Annotated in this window: 11 protein-coding genes; 8 read left to right on the plus strand and 3 right to left on the minus strand. The window is 62.9% G+C overall.

Annotated elements, in window-relative coordinates; all coding sequences use genetic code 11:
* Positions 1–156: 156 nt before the first annotated feature.
* From NCS02_RS20595 to NCS02_RS20625, 7 genes are read left to right on the plus strand one after another with little or no spacing between them, the layout of a single operon-like run.
* On the plus strand, positions 157–1551 hold the full coding sequence (locus tag NCS02_RS20595; RefSeq protein WP_250440851.1) for an L-serine ammonia-lyase: 1395 nt from the start codon (positions 157–159) through the stop codon (positions 1549–1551).
* Positions 1552–1582: 31 nt separating this feature from the next.
* Positions 1583–2827, plus strand: a complete 1245-nt coding sequence (locus tag NCS02_RS20600) for a sarcosine oxidase subunit beta family protein (RefSeq protein ID WP_008354176.1) — start codon at positions 1583–1585, stop codon at positions 2825–2827.
* Between the two features lie 20 nt (positions 2828–2847).
* Positions 2848–3147, plus strand: a complete 300-nt coding sequence (locus NCS02_RS20605) for a sarcosine oxidase subunit delta (RefSeq protein ID WP_175982376.1) — start codon at positions 2848–2850, stop codon at positions 3145–3147.
* A complete protein-coding gene (locus NCS02_RS20610) occupies positions 3144–6146 on the plus strand; it encodes a sarcosine oxidase subunit alpha family protein (protein ID WP_250503207.1) in 3003 nt (1000 codons plus the stop codon). Before NCS02_RS20605 ends, NCS02_RS20610 begins: the two co-directional genes overlap by 4 nt.
* Positions 6136–6789, plus strand: a complete 654-nt coding sequence (locus tag NCS02_RS20615; protein ID WP_008354173.1) for a sarcosine oxidase subunit gamma — start codon at positions 6136–6138, stop codon at positions 6787–6789. Before NCS02_RS20610 ends, NCS02_RS20615 begins: the two co-directional genes overlap by 11 nt.
* Positions 6786–7229, plus strand: coding sequence for a dihydroneopterin aldolase (locus NCS02_RS20620; RefSeq protein WP_250436316.1), 444 nt, complete (start codon positions 6786–6788; stop codon positions 7227–7229). Before NCS02_RS20615 ends, NCS02_RS20620 begins: the two co-directional genes overlap by 4 nt.
* Complete coding sequence (locus NCS02_RS20625; protein WP_008354170.1) at positions 7226–7492, plus strand: hypothetical protein; 267 nt, start codon at positions 7226–7228, stop codon at positions 7490–7492. The genes NCS02_RS20620 and NCS02_RS20625 overlap by 4 nt, the downstream gene beginning before the upstream one ends.
* A gap of 177 nt (positions 7493–7669) precedes the next feature.
* Here NCS02_RS20625 and betA read toward each other — a convergent pair whose 3' ends face one another.
* Genes betA through betI form a run of 3 tightly spaced genes read right to left on the minus strand, consistent with a single transcriptional unit; the run spans position 7670 to position 11469 of the window.
* On the minus strand, positions 7670–9370 hold the full coding sequence (gene betA, locus NCS02_RS20630; protein WP_250440855.1) for a choline dehydrogenase: 1701 nt from the start codon (positions 9368–9370) through the stop codon (positions 7670–7672).
* Positions 9371–9382: 12 nt separating this feature from the next.
* Complete coding sequence (gene betB, locus NCS02_RS20635) at positions 9383–10852, minus strand: betaine-aldehyde dehydrogenase (RefSeq protein ID WP_175982380.1); 1470 nt, start codon at positions 10850–10852, stop codon at positions 9383–9385.
* 29 nt (positions 10853–10881) lie between these two features.
* Positions 10882–11469, minus strand: a complete 588-nt coding sequence (gene betI, locus NCS02_RS20640) for a transcriptional regulator BetI (RefSeq protein ID WP_008354158.1) — start codon at positions 11467–11469, stop codon at positions 10882–10884.
* Between the two features lie 227 nt (positions 11470–11696).
* On the opposite strand from betI, the gene fdhA reads away from it, so the two are divergent.
* A complete protein-coding gene (gene fdhA, locus NCS02_RS20645; RefSeq protein WP_008354157.1) occupies positions 11697–12893 on the plus strand; it encodes a formaldehyde dehydrogenase, glutathione-independent in 1197 nt (398 codons plus the stop codon).
* Positions 12894–13325 lie beyond the last annotated feature (432 nt).

The following is a 13325-nucleotide window of genomic DNA, read 5'->3' on the forward strand; positions in this document are numbered from 1 at the left end:
CCTGAAATCATCGGAAAACCGACGTCGTCCACGCGCGAAAAACGGCGCTGACGCCGCGATCCCATTTCGATGGCGTTTTTGTTCTATCGGGTCTTTTCTGGGTTTGGTGCAATGAGCGCCATACCGGAACATCTCGCCAACCCAAGGGACACGCCAATGAACGTCAGCGTCTTCGATCTGTTCAAGATCGGCATCGGACCGTCGAGTTCGCATACCGTCGGGCCGATGATCGCGGCGTGCCGCTTCGCGTCGCATATCGAAGACGCCAATCTGCTCGCCTTCGTCACGCGCGTGCGCGCCGAGCTGTTCGGCTCGCTCGGCGCGACCGGCAAAGGCCACGGCACCGACAAGGCCGTGTTGCTCGGCCTCGAAGGGAATCTGCCCGATCTCATCGATCCGGACGTCATCGCGCCGCGTCTCGCGGAAATCCGCGCGACGAAGCGCCTGAAGCTGCTCGGCAAGCACGATGTGATGTTCGAGGAGCGCGAGCATATCGGCTTCTATCGCAAGCTGATGCCGGGCGCGCCGGGATCGAGCATCGTGCATCCGAACGGCATGCGCTTTCAGGCGTTCGACGAGAACGGCCAGCTTCTCGTCGAGAAGGAGTATTACTCGGTCGGCGGCGGCTTCGTCGTGAATCGCGAAGGCGATCGCGTGAACGGCTTGCGCGCGGCCAATACGGTGCCGTACCCGTTTCGCACCGGCGACGATCTCATGCGCGTCTGTCGGGAGACAGGTCTGTCTATCGCCGACGTGACCATGCAAAACGAATGCGCGAATCGCAGCGAATCCGAAGTCCGCGAAGGCATGCTCGCGGTGTGGCGCGTGATGGCCGCGTGCGTGGAGCGCGGCTGCAAGGAGCGCGGCGAGCTGCCCGGTCCGATGCAAGTCAAGCGCCGCGCCGCCGATCTGTCCGCGTCGCTGCGGTCGCGCTCGGAAGAGTCGCTGCGCGACCCGCTGTCGATGCTCGACTGGGTCAATCTCTATGCGATGGCCGTCAACGAAGAGAACGCGGCGGGCGGCCGCGTCGTCACCGCGCCGACCAATGGCGCGGCCGGCGTGATTCCCGCCGTGCTGCATTACTACGTGAAGTTCATGCACGGCTCGAACGATGACGGCATCGTGCGCTTCCTTCTGACAGCCGCGGCCATCGGCATCATCTACAAGGAAACGGCGTCGATCTCGGGCGCGGAAGTGGGTTGCCAGGGCGAAGTCGGCGTCGCCTGTTCGATGGCCGCCGCCGCGCTCGCCGCCGTCATGGGCGGCACGCCCGCGCAAGTCGAAAACGCCGCGGAAATCGGCATGGAACACAACCTCGGCATGACGTGCGACCCCGTTGGCGGCCTCGTGCAGATTCCGTGCATCGAGCGCAATGCGATGGGCGCGATCAAGGCGATCAACGCCGCGCGCATGGCGATGAAGGGCGACGGCAAGCATTACGTGTCGCTCGATTCGGTCATCAAGACGATGCGCGAAACCGGCGCGGACATGAAGACGAAATACAAGGAGACGTCGCGCGGTGGCCTCGCCGTGAACGTCATCGAATGCTGAATTCAGGACCCCACGAAGGAAGAGAAACACCATGAGCCGCTATTCCATCTTCAGCCTCTTACGCAACGGCATGTCGTATCACGAGAACTGGGAGCGCCAGTGGCGAAGTCCCGAGCCGAAGCGCGAGTACGACGTGGTGATCGTCGGCGGTGGCGGTCATGGTCTCGCGACCGCGTATTACCTCGCGAAGGAGCACGGCATCACGAACGTCGCGATTCTCGAGAAGGGCTGGATCGGCGGCGGCAATACCGCGCGCAACACGACCATCGTGCGCTCGAACTATCTGTGGGATGAATCGGCGGCGTTGTACGAAAAAGCGATGAAGCTGTGGGAGGGCCTCTCGCAAGACCTCAACTACAACGTGATGTTCTCGCAGCGCGGGGTGATGAATCTCGCGCATACGCTGCAGGACGTGCGCGATACCGAGCGCCGCGTGAACGCGAACCGTCTCAACGGCGTCGATGCCGAGTTCCTCACGCCGCAGCAGATCAAGGAAATCGAGCCGACGATCAATCTCAACAGCCGCTATCCGGTGCTGGGCGCGTCGATTCAGCGTCGCGGCGGCGTCGCGCGTCACGATGCGGTCGCGTGGGGCTTCGCGCGCGGCGCGGATCGCGCGGGCGTCGACATCATCCAGAACTGCCAGGTCGTGGGCATTCGCCGCGACGGCAGTCAGGTGACGGGCGTCGATACGACGAAGGGCTTCATCAAGGCGAAGAAGGTCGCGGTCGTCACGGCGGGCAACACGACGACGCTCGCCGACATGGCCGGCGTGCGCCTGCCGCTCGAAAGCCATCCGTTGCAGGCGCTCGTGTCGGAGCCGATCAAGCCGGTCGTGAACACGGTCGTGATGTCGAACGCGGTGCATGCGTACATCAGCCAGTCCGACAAGGGCGATCTCGTGATCGGCGCGGGCGTCGATCAATACACGGGCTTCGGTCAGCGCGGCAGCTTTCACATCATCGAAGGCACGCTGGAAGCGATCGTCGAGATGTTCCCCGTGTTCTCGCGCGTGCGGATGAATCGTCAGTGGGGCGGCATCGTCGACGTATCGCCGGATGCGTGCCCGATCATCTCCAAGACCGACGTGAAGGGTCTGTACTTCAACTGCGGATGGGGCACGGGCGGCTTCAAGGCGACGCCGGGTTCGGGCTGGGCCTACGCGCACACGATCGCGAAGGACGAGCCGCATCCGCTGAACGCGCCGTTCTCGCTGGATCGTTTCTATACCGGTCATCTGATCGACGAACACGGCGCGGCTGCCGTGGCCCACTAATCGCATTAGGAGCGAAAAACATGTTGCTGATCGAATGCCCCTGGTGCGGGCCGCGCGCCGAAACCGAATTTTCCTGCGGCGGCGAAGCGGATATCGCGCGCCCGCTCGACACCGAAAAGCTCTCCGACCGCGAGTGGGGCGACTACCTCTTCATGCGCAAGAATCCGCGCGGCGTGCATCGCGAGCAATGGAATCATGCGCAAGGCTGCCGCCGCTGGTTCAAGGTGCAGCGCGATACGGTTTCATATGAAATTCAAGGCTACGAGACGTTCGACCGTCCGCTGGCTGTGATGCATGACAACGGAGGCACGTCGAAATGAGCCAGAAAGACCGACTCGGCATGGGCGGGCGCATCAATCGTGCGATTCCCGTCACCTTCACGTTCAACGGCAAGACGTATCAGGGCTTCGAAGGCGATACGCTCGCGTCCGCGTTGCTCGCGAACGGCGAGCGCTTCGTCGCGCGCAGCTGGAAGTATCACCGTCCGCGCGGGATCATCACGGCGGGCGTCGAAGAGCCGAACGCAATCGTGCAACTCGAAACCGGCGCGTACACCGTCCCGAATGCGCGCGCTACCGAAGTCGAGCTGTATCAAGGGCTCGTCGCGCAGAGCGTGAACGCGAAGCCGAACATCGAAAACGATCGCATGGCGGTCAATCAGAAGATCGCGCGCTTCATTCCCGCAGGCTTCTACTACAAGACGTTCATGTGGCCGCGCAAGTTGTGGCCGAAATACGAGGAAGTGATTCGCGATGCAGCGGGTCTCGGCGAAGCGCCGAAGCAACTCGACGCCGATCGCTACGACAAGTGCTTCGCGCATTGCGACGTGCTCGTGATCGGCGGCGGACCTTCGGGTCTCGCGGCGGCGCATGCGGCGGGTTTGTCGGGCGCGCGCGTGATTCTCGTCGACGATCAGCGCGAACTCGGCGGATCGCTTCTGTCGTGCCGCGCGGAGATCGACGGCAAGCCCGCGCTGCAATGGGTGCAGAAAATCGAAGGCGAACTGCGCAAGATGCCCGATGTGAAGGTTCTTTCGCGCAGCACGGCGTTCGGTTATCAGGATCACAACCTCGTCACGGTCACGCAGCGTCTGACGGAACATCTGCCGGTATCGCGCCGCAGCGGCACGCGCGAACTGATGCGGAAAGTGCGCGCGAAACGCGTCGTGCTCGCGACCGGCGCGCACGAGCGCCCGATCGTTTTCGGCAACAACGATCTGCCGGGCATCATGCTGGCGTCGGCGGTGTCGACGTATCTGCATCGCTATGCGGTGATGCCGGGCCGCAACGCCGTTGTGTTCACCAACAACGACGACGCGTATCAATGCGCGCTCGATCTGAAGGCGGCAGGCGCGGATGTGACCGTCGTCGATCCGCGTCCGGCCGAATCGAAGGGCACGTTGCCCGCGGCCGCGCGACGCTACGGCGTGCGCGTGCTGAACAACGCGGTCATCACGGCTGCGCGCGGCAAGCTGCGGGTTGCATCGGTCGAAGTGGCTTCGTACGACAAAGGCCAGGTCGGTCAGAAGCAGACAGACCTGCCATGCGATCTCGTCGCCATGTCGGGGGGCTGGAGCCCCGTGCTGCATCTCTTCGCGCAATCGGGCGGCAAGGCGCACTGGCACGAAGAGAAAGCGTGCTTCGTGCCGGGCAAGGCGATGCAACTGGAGAGCAGCGTCGGCGCATGCGCGGGCGAGTTCTCGCTGTCGCGCGGCATTCGCCTCGGCGCGGATGCGGGCGCGGAAGCGGCGCGCGCGGCGGGTCATATCGTCGTGAAGCCGGCTGCCGTGCAAGTCGCTGAAATCGTCGAAGCGCCGATGTTGCCGCTGTGGATCGTCGGCAACAAGGAATTGTCGACGCGCGGTCCGAAGCAATTCGTCGACTTCCAGAACGACGTGTCGGCGGCCGACATCTATCTTGCGGCGCGCGAAGGCTTCGAATCGGTCGAGCACGTCAAGCGTTATACGGCGATGGGCTTCGGCACCGATCAGGGCAAGCTCGGCAACATCAACGGCATGGCGATTCTCGCGCAAGCCTTGGGCAAGACGATTCCCGAGACCGGCACGACGACGTTCCGCCCGAATTACACCCCTGTCACTTTCGGCACGTTCGCGGGCCGCGAGCTGGGCGAGTTTCTCGATCCGGTGCGCAAGACCGCGATCCACGAATGGCACGTCGAGAACGGCGCGATGTTCGAGGATGTGGGCAACTGGAAGCGTCCCTGGTACTACCCGAAGGCGGGCGAGGACATGCACGCGGCGGTCGCGCGCGAGTCGCTCGCGGTGCGTCAGAGCGTCGGCATTCTCGATGCATCGACGCTCGGCAAGATCGACATTCAAGGCCCCGATTCGGCGAAGCTCCTGAACTGGATGTACACGAATCCGTGGAGCAAGCTCGAAGTCGGCAAGTGCCGTTACGGGCTGATGCTCGACGAGAACGGCATGATCTTCGACGATGGCGTCACGGTGCGTCTCGGCGAACAGCATTACATGATGACGACGACCACCGGCGGCGCGGCGCGCGTGCTGACGTGGCTCGAACGCTGGCTGCAGACCGAATGGCCCGACATGCGCGTGCGTCTCGCATCGGTGACGGATCACTGGGCGACGTTCGCGGTCGTCGGACCGAACAGCCGCAAGGTGCTGCAGAAAGTGTGTCACGACATCGACTTCGCGAACGCGGCGTTCCCGTTCATGAGCTATCGCGATGGCACGGTGGCGGGCGCATCGGCGCGCGTGATGCGGATCAGTTTCTCGGGCGAGCTCGCGTATGAAGTGAACGTGCCCGCGAATGTCGGACGCGCGGTGTGGGAAGCGCTGATGCTCGCGGGCGCTGAATTCGACATTACGCCGTACGGCACGGAAACGATGCACGTGCTGCGCGCGGAGAAGGGCTACATCATCGTCGGACAGGATACGGACGGCTCGATGACGCCTTACGACCTCGGCATGGGCGGGCTTGTCGCGAAGTCGAAGGACTTCATCGGCAAGCGCTCGCTCACGCGTTCGGACACTGCAAAACAAGGGCGAAAGCAGTTCGTCGGCCTGCTCACCGACGATCCTTCGTTCGTGCTGCCGGAAGGCGCGCAGATCGTCGCGGGACCGTTTCAGGGCGATACCGCGCCGATGCTCGGACACGTCACGTCGAGCTATTACAGCCCTATTTTGAAGCGCTCGATTGCGTTGGCCGTCGTGAAGGGCGGTCTGGAGAAGATCGGCGAATCGGTCATGATTCCGCTCGCGAACGGCAAGCGGGTCAACGCAAAAATCACCAGTTCGGTGTTCTACGACAGCGAAGGAGCACGTCAGCATGTTGAATGAGATCAAAGGTTCCTCGACGGTCGTCGATCGCGCAATCAGCGGACAGGGTGTGTGGCAGGAGTCTCCGCTCGTCGGCGCGGATGCATTGATGAAGACGCATCAGTCGGGCTCGCCGAAAGCGTTTCGTCTGGCCGAGCGGCCGTTCCTCGAACTCGTGAACGTGCGTGGCGATACGCGCGATCCGGCGTTCGCGAAGGCGGTGCAGAGCGTGATCGGCTGCACGCCGCCCGAGAAGGCGAACACTATTGCGCGCGGCAACGGTTATACGATGCTGTGGCTCGGTCCCGATGAATGGCTCGTGCATTCGGATACGGCGCACGATGCATCGCGTCCCGCGCCGCTCGAAGCGAAACTGCGCGACGCGTTCGTCGGACAGTTCTCGGCGGCGGTGGATATCGGCAGCGGTTATACGGTGCTCGAAATCGACGGACCGAAGACGCGTGAGGTGCTTTCGCGCGGTTGTCCGCTCGATCTGCATCCGAAGGTTTTCGGCGAAGGACAATGCGCGCAGAGCCATTACTTCAAGGCATCGCTTACGCTCGTGCCGCTGGGCGGCGATCGCTTCGAGATAATCGTGCGCCGCAGCTTCGCCGATTACTTCGTGAAGATGATGCTCGACGCCGCCGCGCCGTTGCTCTCATGAAGCCGTTCGAACCGCTTGCCGCGGGTGGCCTGGGCTGGCGCGTGATCGTCGATGAGTTGATCGTGGAGACGCGCGTCGGCTTGTATGAGCATGAGCATGAAGGGCCGCAGCCCGTGTGCATCGATGCGAGCCTGCGTTATCGCGGCATGCCGCATGAATCGGACGATGGTCTCATTGATTACGAGGCGTGGTGCAATCGGGTGAGCGCGTTTCTTGAAGGGAAGGCGCATACGCGCTTGCTGGAGACGCTCGCGGTGGAGATCGCCGCGTTGTCGTTCGAAGAGTGGCCGGCGCTGGATGCGCTTACTTTGGTGCTGCACAAGCCGAAGATTCGTGAGGGCACGAAGCGGCTTGGGCTTGAACTCGACTGGCGTCGGGCGGATTTCGATGCTTGGCGGTTGCGCGTCGATGCGTGGGATGCGGCTGTAGTCCGGCGATGAACGCGTCGCGTGATTCGGCTGCGCAGCTCTCCGAACGTGCATGCAAGAAGCATGATGCGGATGCGGCGCTTAAGCTGCTGGATCGAAGTATCGCGCTGAAGCATCGGCGGATTGCGTTGATTCGGTATCTGCATGCGCAGTATCTCGATGCGCCGTTAGAGGCCAGGCATCATGAGTATGTGAGGGTCGTGGCGGCGCGGTTGAGCGCGGAGGCGGTGGTTAGGGTGGTGGAGGCGGCTAGGGGGAGGTTTGGGGGGAGTTGAAGCTCCGCGGGGGCGGAGGAATGCGACGATCGAGCCGTGCGCGGAGATAGACCTTGGCGTGCCACATGGCGGCATGGGTGCCGCAGTGGTTCCTCCGCATGCGCGGAGATAGACCCGATTTGTGTCCACACACCTACAACCCCCGTTAGCCCCCTCAGCCCAAGGGGAGCTCCCCCCTCAAACCCCCACCAACCCCCCCTTCGCCCCCACCACCTCCCGCGCCCGTTTCCCCCGCGCCACAAAATAAGCCGTCTCCGCCCGCCCCAACGCAGCAACGCCTCTAATCCGATCCGCAATCTTCTCCGCCAACATGATCGTCGGCGCATTGAGATTCCCGGTCGTGATCTGCGGCATGATCGACGCATCCACGACGCGCAATCCTTCCATCCCATGCACGCGTCCTTCGCCGTCGACGACAGCCATATCGTCATAACCCATCTTGCACGAGCACGAAGGGTGAAAAGCCGTCTCCGCCTTCGCCCTCACGAACGCATCGAGTTCCGCATCGCTTTGCAGATCATCCGACGGATGCAACTCCCGCCCGCGATATCGCGCGAGCGCGGGCTGCCGCATGATCTCGCGCGTAATCCGAATGGCATCGCGAAACTCACGCCAGTCGAGCGGATCGGCCATGTAGTTGAAAAGAATGCTCGGATGCGCGTTCGGATCGCGCGACTTGAGCTTCACGCGCCCCCGACTCGGCGAGCGCATCGATCCGACATGCGCCTGGAACCCATGCATCTTTATCGGATTCGAGCCGTTGTAATTGATCGCGACCGGAAGAAAGTGGTACTGGATGTTCGGCCAAAGATCCTCGTCGCGCGTGCGGATGAAGCCGCCCGCTTCGAACTGATTGCTCGCGCCGATGCCCGTCCCGTTCAGCATCCATTCGAGCCCGATCGCCGGCTGATTCCACCACTGCAGCGCCGGATATAAGGACACCGGCTCCTTGCATTCGTACTGCATGTACATCTCGAGATGATCCTGCAAGTTCTCACCGACGCCCGGCAGATCATGCACGACAGGAATCTCCAACTCCTTCAGCCAGTCAGACCGTCCGACGCCCGAGCGCTGCAACAACTGAGGCGATGCAATCGCACCGCTGCACACGAGCACTTCGCGCCGCACATGCGCCGTCACGCGCTGCCCGCCATGCAGATAAGCAACGCCAATAGCACGCTTACCCGAGAACAACACGCGATCCGTGATCGCATGCGTCACGATGGTCAACCCGGCACGATGCTTCGCGCGATCCAGATACCCGCGCGCCGTGCTCGCACGACGTCCCTTCGCGGTCACGGTGCGATCCATCGGACCGAAGCCTTCCTGCTGATAACCGTTGAGATCCTCGGTACGCGGATAACCCGCCTGCACGCCTGCCTCGACCATCGCGGCGAAAAGCGGATTGTTGCCGGGCTTGCTCGTCGTCACATGCACGGGACCATCGCCGCCGTGATACGCATTCGGTCCGATATCGCGCGTCTCCGCTTTGCGGAAATACGGCAGACAGTCGAGATAACTCCAGTTCTCGAGACCGGGCATCGACGCCCAGTTGTCGTAATCGAGCGCATTGCCGCGGATATAACACATGCCGTTGATCAGCGACGATCCGCCCAGCCCCTTGCCGCGCCCGCACTCCATCCGACGGTTGTTCATATGCGGCTCGGGCTCGGTTTCATAGGCCCAGTTGTATCGCCGCCCTTGCAGCGGATAAGCCAGCGCCGCAGGCATCTGCGTGCGAAAGTCGAAGCGATAATCCGGCCCGCCCGCTTCGAGCAGCAGCACCGTCACGTCTTCGTCTTCCGTGAGACGCGACGCGAGCACGTTGCCCGCCGATCCCGCACCGACGATGATGTAATCGTATTCGTTCGCGCTCATCGCACATGCTCCTTAAAACACAGGCTGATAGGGACCGAGCTCGACCTGCACGGACTTTATGCGCGTAAAGGCGCTCAGCGTGACGATGCCGTTTTCGCGCCCGACGCCCGATTGCTTGTATCCGCCTACGGGCATTTCCGCCGGCGACTCTCCCCACGTATTGATCCAGCAGATGCCCGCTTCGAGCCGATGAATCACGCGATGCGCGCGCGACAGGTTCTCCGTCACGACGCCCGCCGCGAGGCCGTAGTCGGTATCGTTGGCGCGCGCGATGACTTCGTCTTCATCATCGAACGCGAGGATGCTCATCACAGGCCCGAAAATTTCTTCGCGCACGATGCGCATGTCGTCGCGGCAATCGGCGAACACGGTCGGCTCGACGTACTGGCCGCGCGCGAATGCGCCGTCGGTCATGCGCCCACCGCCCGCGACGAGCCGCGCGCCTTCGCGCTTGCCGCTCTCGATATACGTCAGCACCTTCTGCAACTGCGCGGCGCTCGCGAGCGGCCCGAAATTCGTCCGCGGATCATCGGGCGCGCCGATGCGAATGCGCTTCACGCGCTCCATCACGAGCGCTTCGAACTTGCCGATGACACCGCGTTCGACGAACACGCGCGTGCCGTTCGTGCATACCTGTCCGGAACTGAAGAAGTTCGCGCTCATTGCGATATCGGCGGCGCGTTCGAGGTTGGCGTCGTCGAATACGATGAGCGGCGACTTGCCGCCGAGTTCCATCGTCACTTCCTTGAGCGTCGATCCGCCCGCGCGCGCCATCACTTTTTTGCCGGTTTCGACGCCGCCCGTGAACGATATCTTCTCGATGCCCGCATGTTCCGCGAGCATCGCGCCTACGCGTCCGTCGCCATGCACGACATTGAAGACGCCCGCGGGCACGCCCGCTTCCGTATAGATTTCCGCGAGCTTCGACGCAGTCAGCGGCGTGATTTCGCTCGGCTTGAAGATCATCGCGTTGCCCGCCGCGAGCGCGGGCGCGGATTTCCAGCACGCGATCTGAATCGGATAATTCCACGCGCCGATGCCCGCGCACACGCCGATCGGTTCGCGCCGCGTATAAACGAACGACGATTCGCGCAGCGGAATCTGCTCGCCTTCGATGGCCGTCGCGAGCCCCGCGTAATACTCGATGACATCCGCGCCCGTGACGATATCGACGGCGCGCGTCTCCGCGATCGGCTTGCCGGTATCGCGTGTTTCGATCGCGGCGAGTTCGTCGTTGCGCGCGCGCAGCAGATCGACCGCGCGGCGCAGGATGCGCGAGCGCTGCATCGCGGTCATCGCGGCCCATTCGCGCTGGCCTTCGCGCGCCGATTTCACCGCGCGATCGATATCCGCCTGCGACGCCCGCTGCACGCGCGCGAGCGTTTCGCCGGTCGCGGGATCGAGCGTGTCGAAGGTTTCGCCGCTTGTCGCATCGACGTATTCGCCGCCGATATAAAGCCGTTGCTCTCCGAATGCGGACATGTCGCGCTCCTTTCCTTGAATGTGATTAATCAGCCGTGCGCTTCCAGCACGAGGTCGATGTATTCGTAAGCGAGCCGCAGCGCGCCCTTCGTGTCGAACGGCTCGCCGGCCAGCGCGCCGCGCAGCCACAGGCCGTCGATCAGCGCGGCGAGGCCGCTTGCGGCGCGGCGCGCGGCGGGCTTCGTCAAGGCACGCGCGAAATCCGCGCACAGGTTCGAATGCAGACGCCGCGTGTTCACGCGCTGCAGCCGGCGCAATTCCGGCTTGTGCATGCTTTCCGACCAGAACGCGAGCCAGGTTTTCATGACGGGCCCGTTCACCTGTTCGACATCGAAATTCGCCGCGACGACCGCGCGCAGTTTCGATCGCGGATCGGGCTTCGCGGCTTTGCGGCGGCGCGACGTGCCTTGCCATAGCGAGCGCAGCACATGGCGCATCGTGGCTTCGAGCAGACCATCCTTGTCGCCGAAGTAATGGCTGACGATGCCCGTCGACGTGCTCGCGCGCTGCGCGACCGAAGCGAGCGTCGCGCCGGAAAGTCCCGATTGGTCGATGGTATGCAACGTGGCGTCGATGAGTTGCGCGCGGCGGATATCGCGCATTCCGAGCTTGGGCATGGTCTTTTCGTGACTGACGATGTGCGCCGATACTATTTTTTTTATTTTGAACGGTCAATCAATAAAAACCGGGTGGAAAGGATTTCTGCGCGCGATGTCGGTTTCAGTCAAACGTGCGTCGCATTGAGTGCGAGTCGCGGCGTCGCGAGAGCGCTACCCTCGTTGCACGGGCGCGGTCATCGGTCGGATGGTTCGCGCATGCCGTCCACGAAACAAGGAGACGATCAATGAGCAGCAATCGCGGCGTCGTGTATCTGGGGCAGGGCAAGGTCGAAGTGCAATCCATCGACTATCCGAAGATGGTCGATCCACGCGGGCGGGACATCGGCCACGGCGTCATTCTGAGGGTCGTCAGCACGAACATTTGCGGCTCGGATCAGCACATGGTGCGCGGCCGCACGACAGCGGAAGTCGGCCTCGTGCTCGGCCATGAGATTACGGGCGAAGTGATCGAAGTGGGGCGCGATGTCGAGACGCTTGCCATCGGCGATCTGGTTTCGGTGCCATTCAACGTCGCGTGCGGCCGTTGTCCGACGTGCAAGGCGCAGCATACGGGCGTGTGCCTGAACGTGAATCCGTCGCGTGCGGGCGGCGCGTATGGCTATGTCGACATGGGCGGCTGGATCGGCGGTCAGGCGGAATACGTGATGGTGCCGTACGCGGACTTCAATCTGCTGAAGTTTCCCGACAAAGCGCAGGCGATGTCCAAGATCCGCGATCTGACTTGCCTCTCCGACATTCTTCCGACGGGTTACCACGGCGCGGTGATGGCGGGCGTGGGGCCGGGCTCGACGGTGTATATCGCGGGCGCGGGGCCGGTCGGGATGGCGGCGGCTGCGTCGGCGCGCTTGCTGGGCGCGGCTTGCACGATCGTCGGCGACATGAACGAGGAGCGTCTTGCTCATGCGCGCGCGATGGGCTTCGAGACGATCAACCTGTCGAAGGATGCGACGCTCGGCGAGCAGATCGAGCAGATTCTCGGCAAGCCGGAAGTGGATTGCGCGGTCGATTGCGTGGGTTTCGAAGCGCACGGTCACGGCAGCGATGCCGGTCACGAAGCGCCCGCGACGGTGCTCAATTCGCTGATGGAGATTACGAAGGCGGCGGGCGCGATCGGGATTCCGGGTCTTTACGTGACTGACGATCCCGGTGCGGTCGATGCTGCGGCGAGGAAGGGGAGTTTGAGCATTCGCTTCGGGCTGGGCTGGGCGAAGTCGCATTCGTTCCATACGGGGCAGACGCCGGTCATGAAGTACAACCGCAATCTGATGCAGGCGATTTTGTGGGATCGGTTGCCGATTGCCGATATCGTCAATGTGACGGTGGTTTCGCTCGATGAAGCGCCGGATGGGTATCGGAAGTTTGATGGCGGAGCGCCGAGGAAGTTTGTTATCGATCCGCATGGGTTGTTGAAGGCGGCTTGAGCCTTTGTTTTTGCCCCCGGCGGGTTGGGGGCCTTCGGTTTTCTTGTTGTTGCCGGATCCCGTGATCGCGTCGGTCTATTGGCACGGCCCCCGTGCGGGGCGGCGCCTACTTTCTTTGCCGCTGCAAAGCTGGGTTTGGCGTTTCGTTTCTTTTCGCCGGATCCCGTTTTCGTGGCGGTCTATTAGCGTTGCCCCTGTGCGGGGCGGCACTCACTTTCTTTGCTGCTGCAAAGAAAGTAAGCAAAGAAAGCAGCTTTTCAGGCCCGCGGTCACACGCAATTTGGGTAGTCCTCTCGTCACAGGCGGCACTCGCCTAAAGAGTGCCCTCAAACACCTAATCGGGCTTGGATCGCGCACGGTCCGCCGCCCGAAAACGCTGAGGACACTGGTTCAGCACGAAAGAGCTTCGGCACAGCGCTACGCGCTGCCGCC

Source organism: Caballeronia sp. NCF2 (genome assembly GCF_023631205.1).
In the GTDB taxonomy this organism is placed as follows: domain Bacteria; phylum Pseudomonadota; class Gammaproteobacteria; order Burkholderiales; family Burkholderiaceae; genus Caballeronia; species Caballeronia zhejiangensis.

What these genes read in the sequence shown, in the direction of transcription:
- NCS02_RS20620 (WP_250436316.1), top strand. Translation starts at nt 6,786, where the DNA reads ATGAAGCCGTTCGAACCGCTTGCCGCGGGTGGCCTGGGCTGGCGCGTG.
- betA (WP_250440855.1), bottom strand. Translation starts at nt 9,370, where the DNA reads ATGAGCGCGAACGAATACGATTACATCATCGTCGGTGCGGGATCGGCG.
- betB (WP_175982380.1), bottom strand. Translation starts at nt 10,852, where the DNA reads ATGTCCGCATTCGGAGAGCAACGGCTTTATATCGGCGGCGAATACGTC.
- NCS02_RS20600 (WP_008354176.1), top strand. Translation starts at nt 1,583, where the DNA reads ATGAGCCGCTATTCCATCTTCAGCCTCTTACGCAACGGCATGTCGTAT.
- NCS02_RS20605 (WP_175982376.1), top strand. Translation starts at nt 2,848, where the DNA reads ATGTTGCTGATCGAATGCCCCTGGTGCGGGCCGCGCGCCGAAACCGAA.
- NCS02_RS20595 (WP_250440851.1), top strand. Translation starts at nt 157, where the DNA reads ATGAACGTCAGCGTCTTCGATCTGTTCAAGATCGGCATCGGACCGTCG.
- NCS02_RS20610 (WP_250503207.1), top strand. Translation starts at nt 3,144, where the DNA reads ATGAGCCAGAAAGACCGACTCGGCATGGGCGGGCGCATCAATCGTGCG.
- NCS02_RS20625 (WP_008354170.1), top strand. Translation starts at nt 7,226, where the DNA reads ATGAACGCGTCGCGTGATTCGGCTGCGCAGCTCTCCGAACGTGCATGC.
- fdhA (WP_008354157.1), top strand. Translation starts at nt 11,697, where the DNA reads ATGAGCAGCAATCGCGGCGTCGTGTATCTGGGGCAGGGCAAGGTCGAA.
- betI (WP_008354158.1), bottom strand. Translation starts at nt 11,469, where the DNA reads ATGCCCAAGCTCGGAATGCGCGATATCCGCCGCGCGCAACTCATCGAC.
- NCS02_RS20615 (WP_008354173.1), top strand. Translation starts at nt 6,136, where the DNA reads ATGTTGAATGAGATCAAAGGTTCCTCGACGGTCGTCGATCGCGCAATC.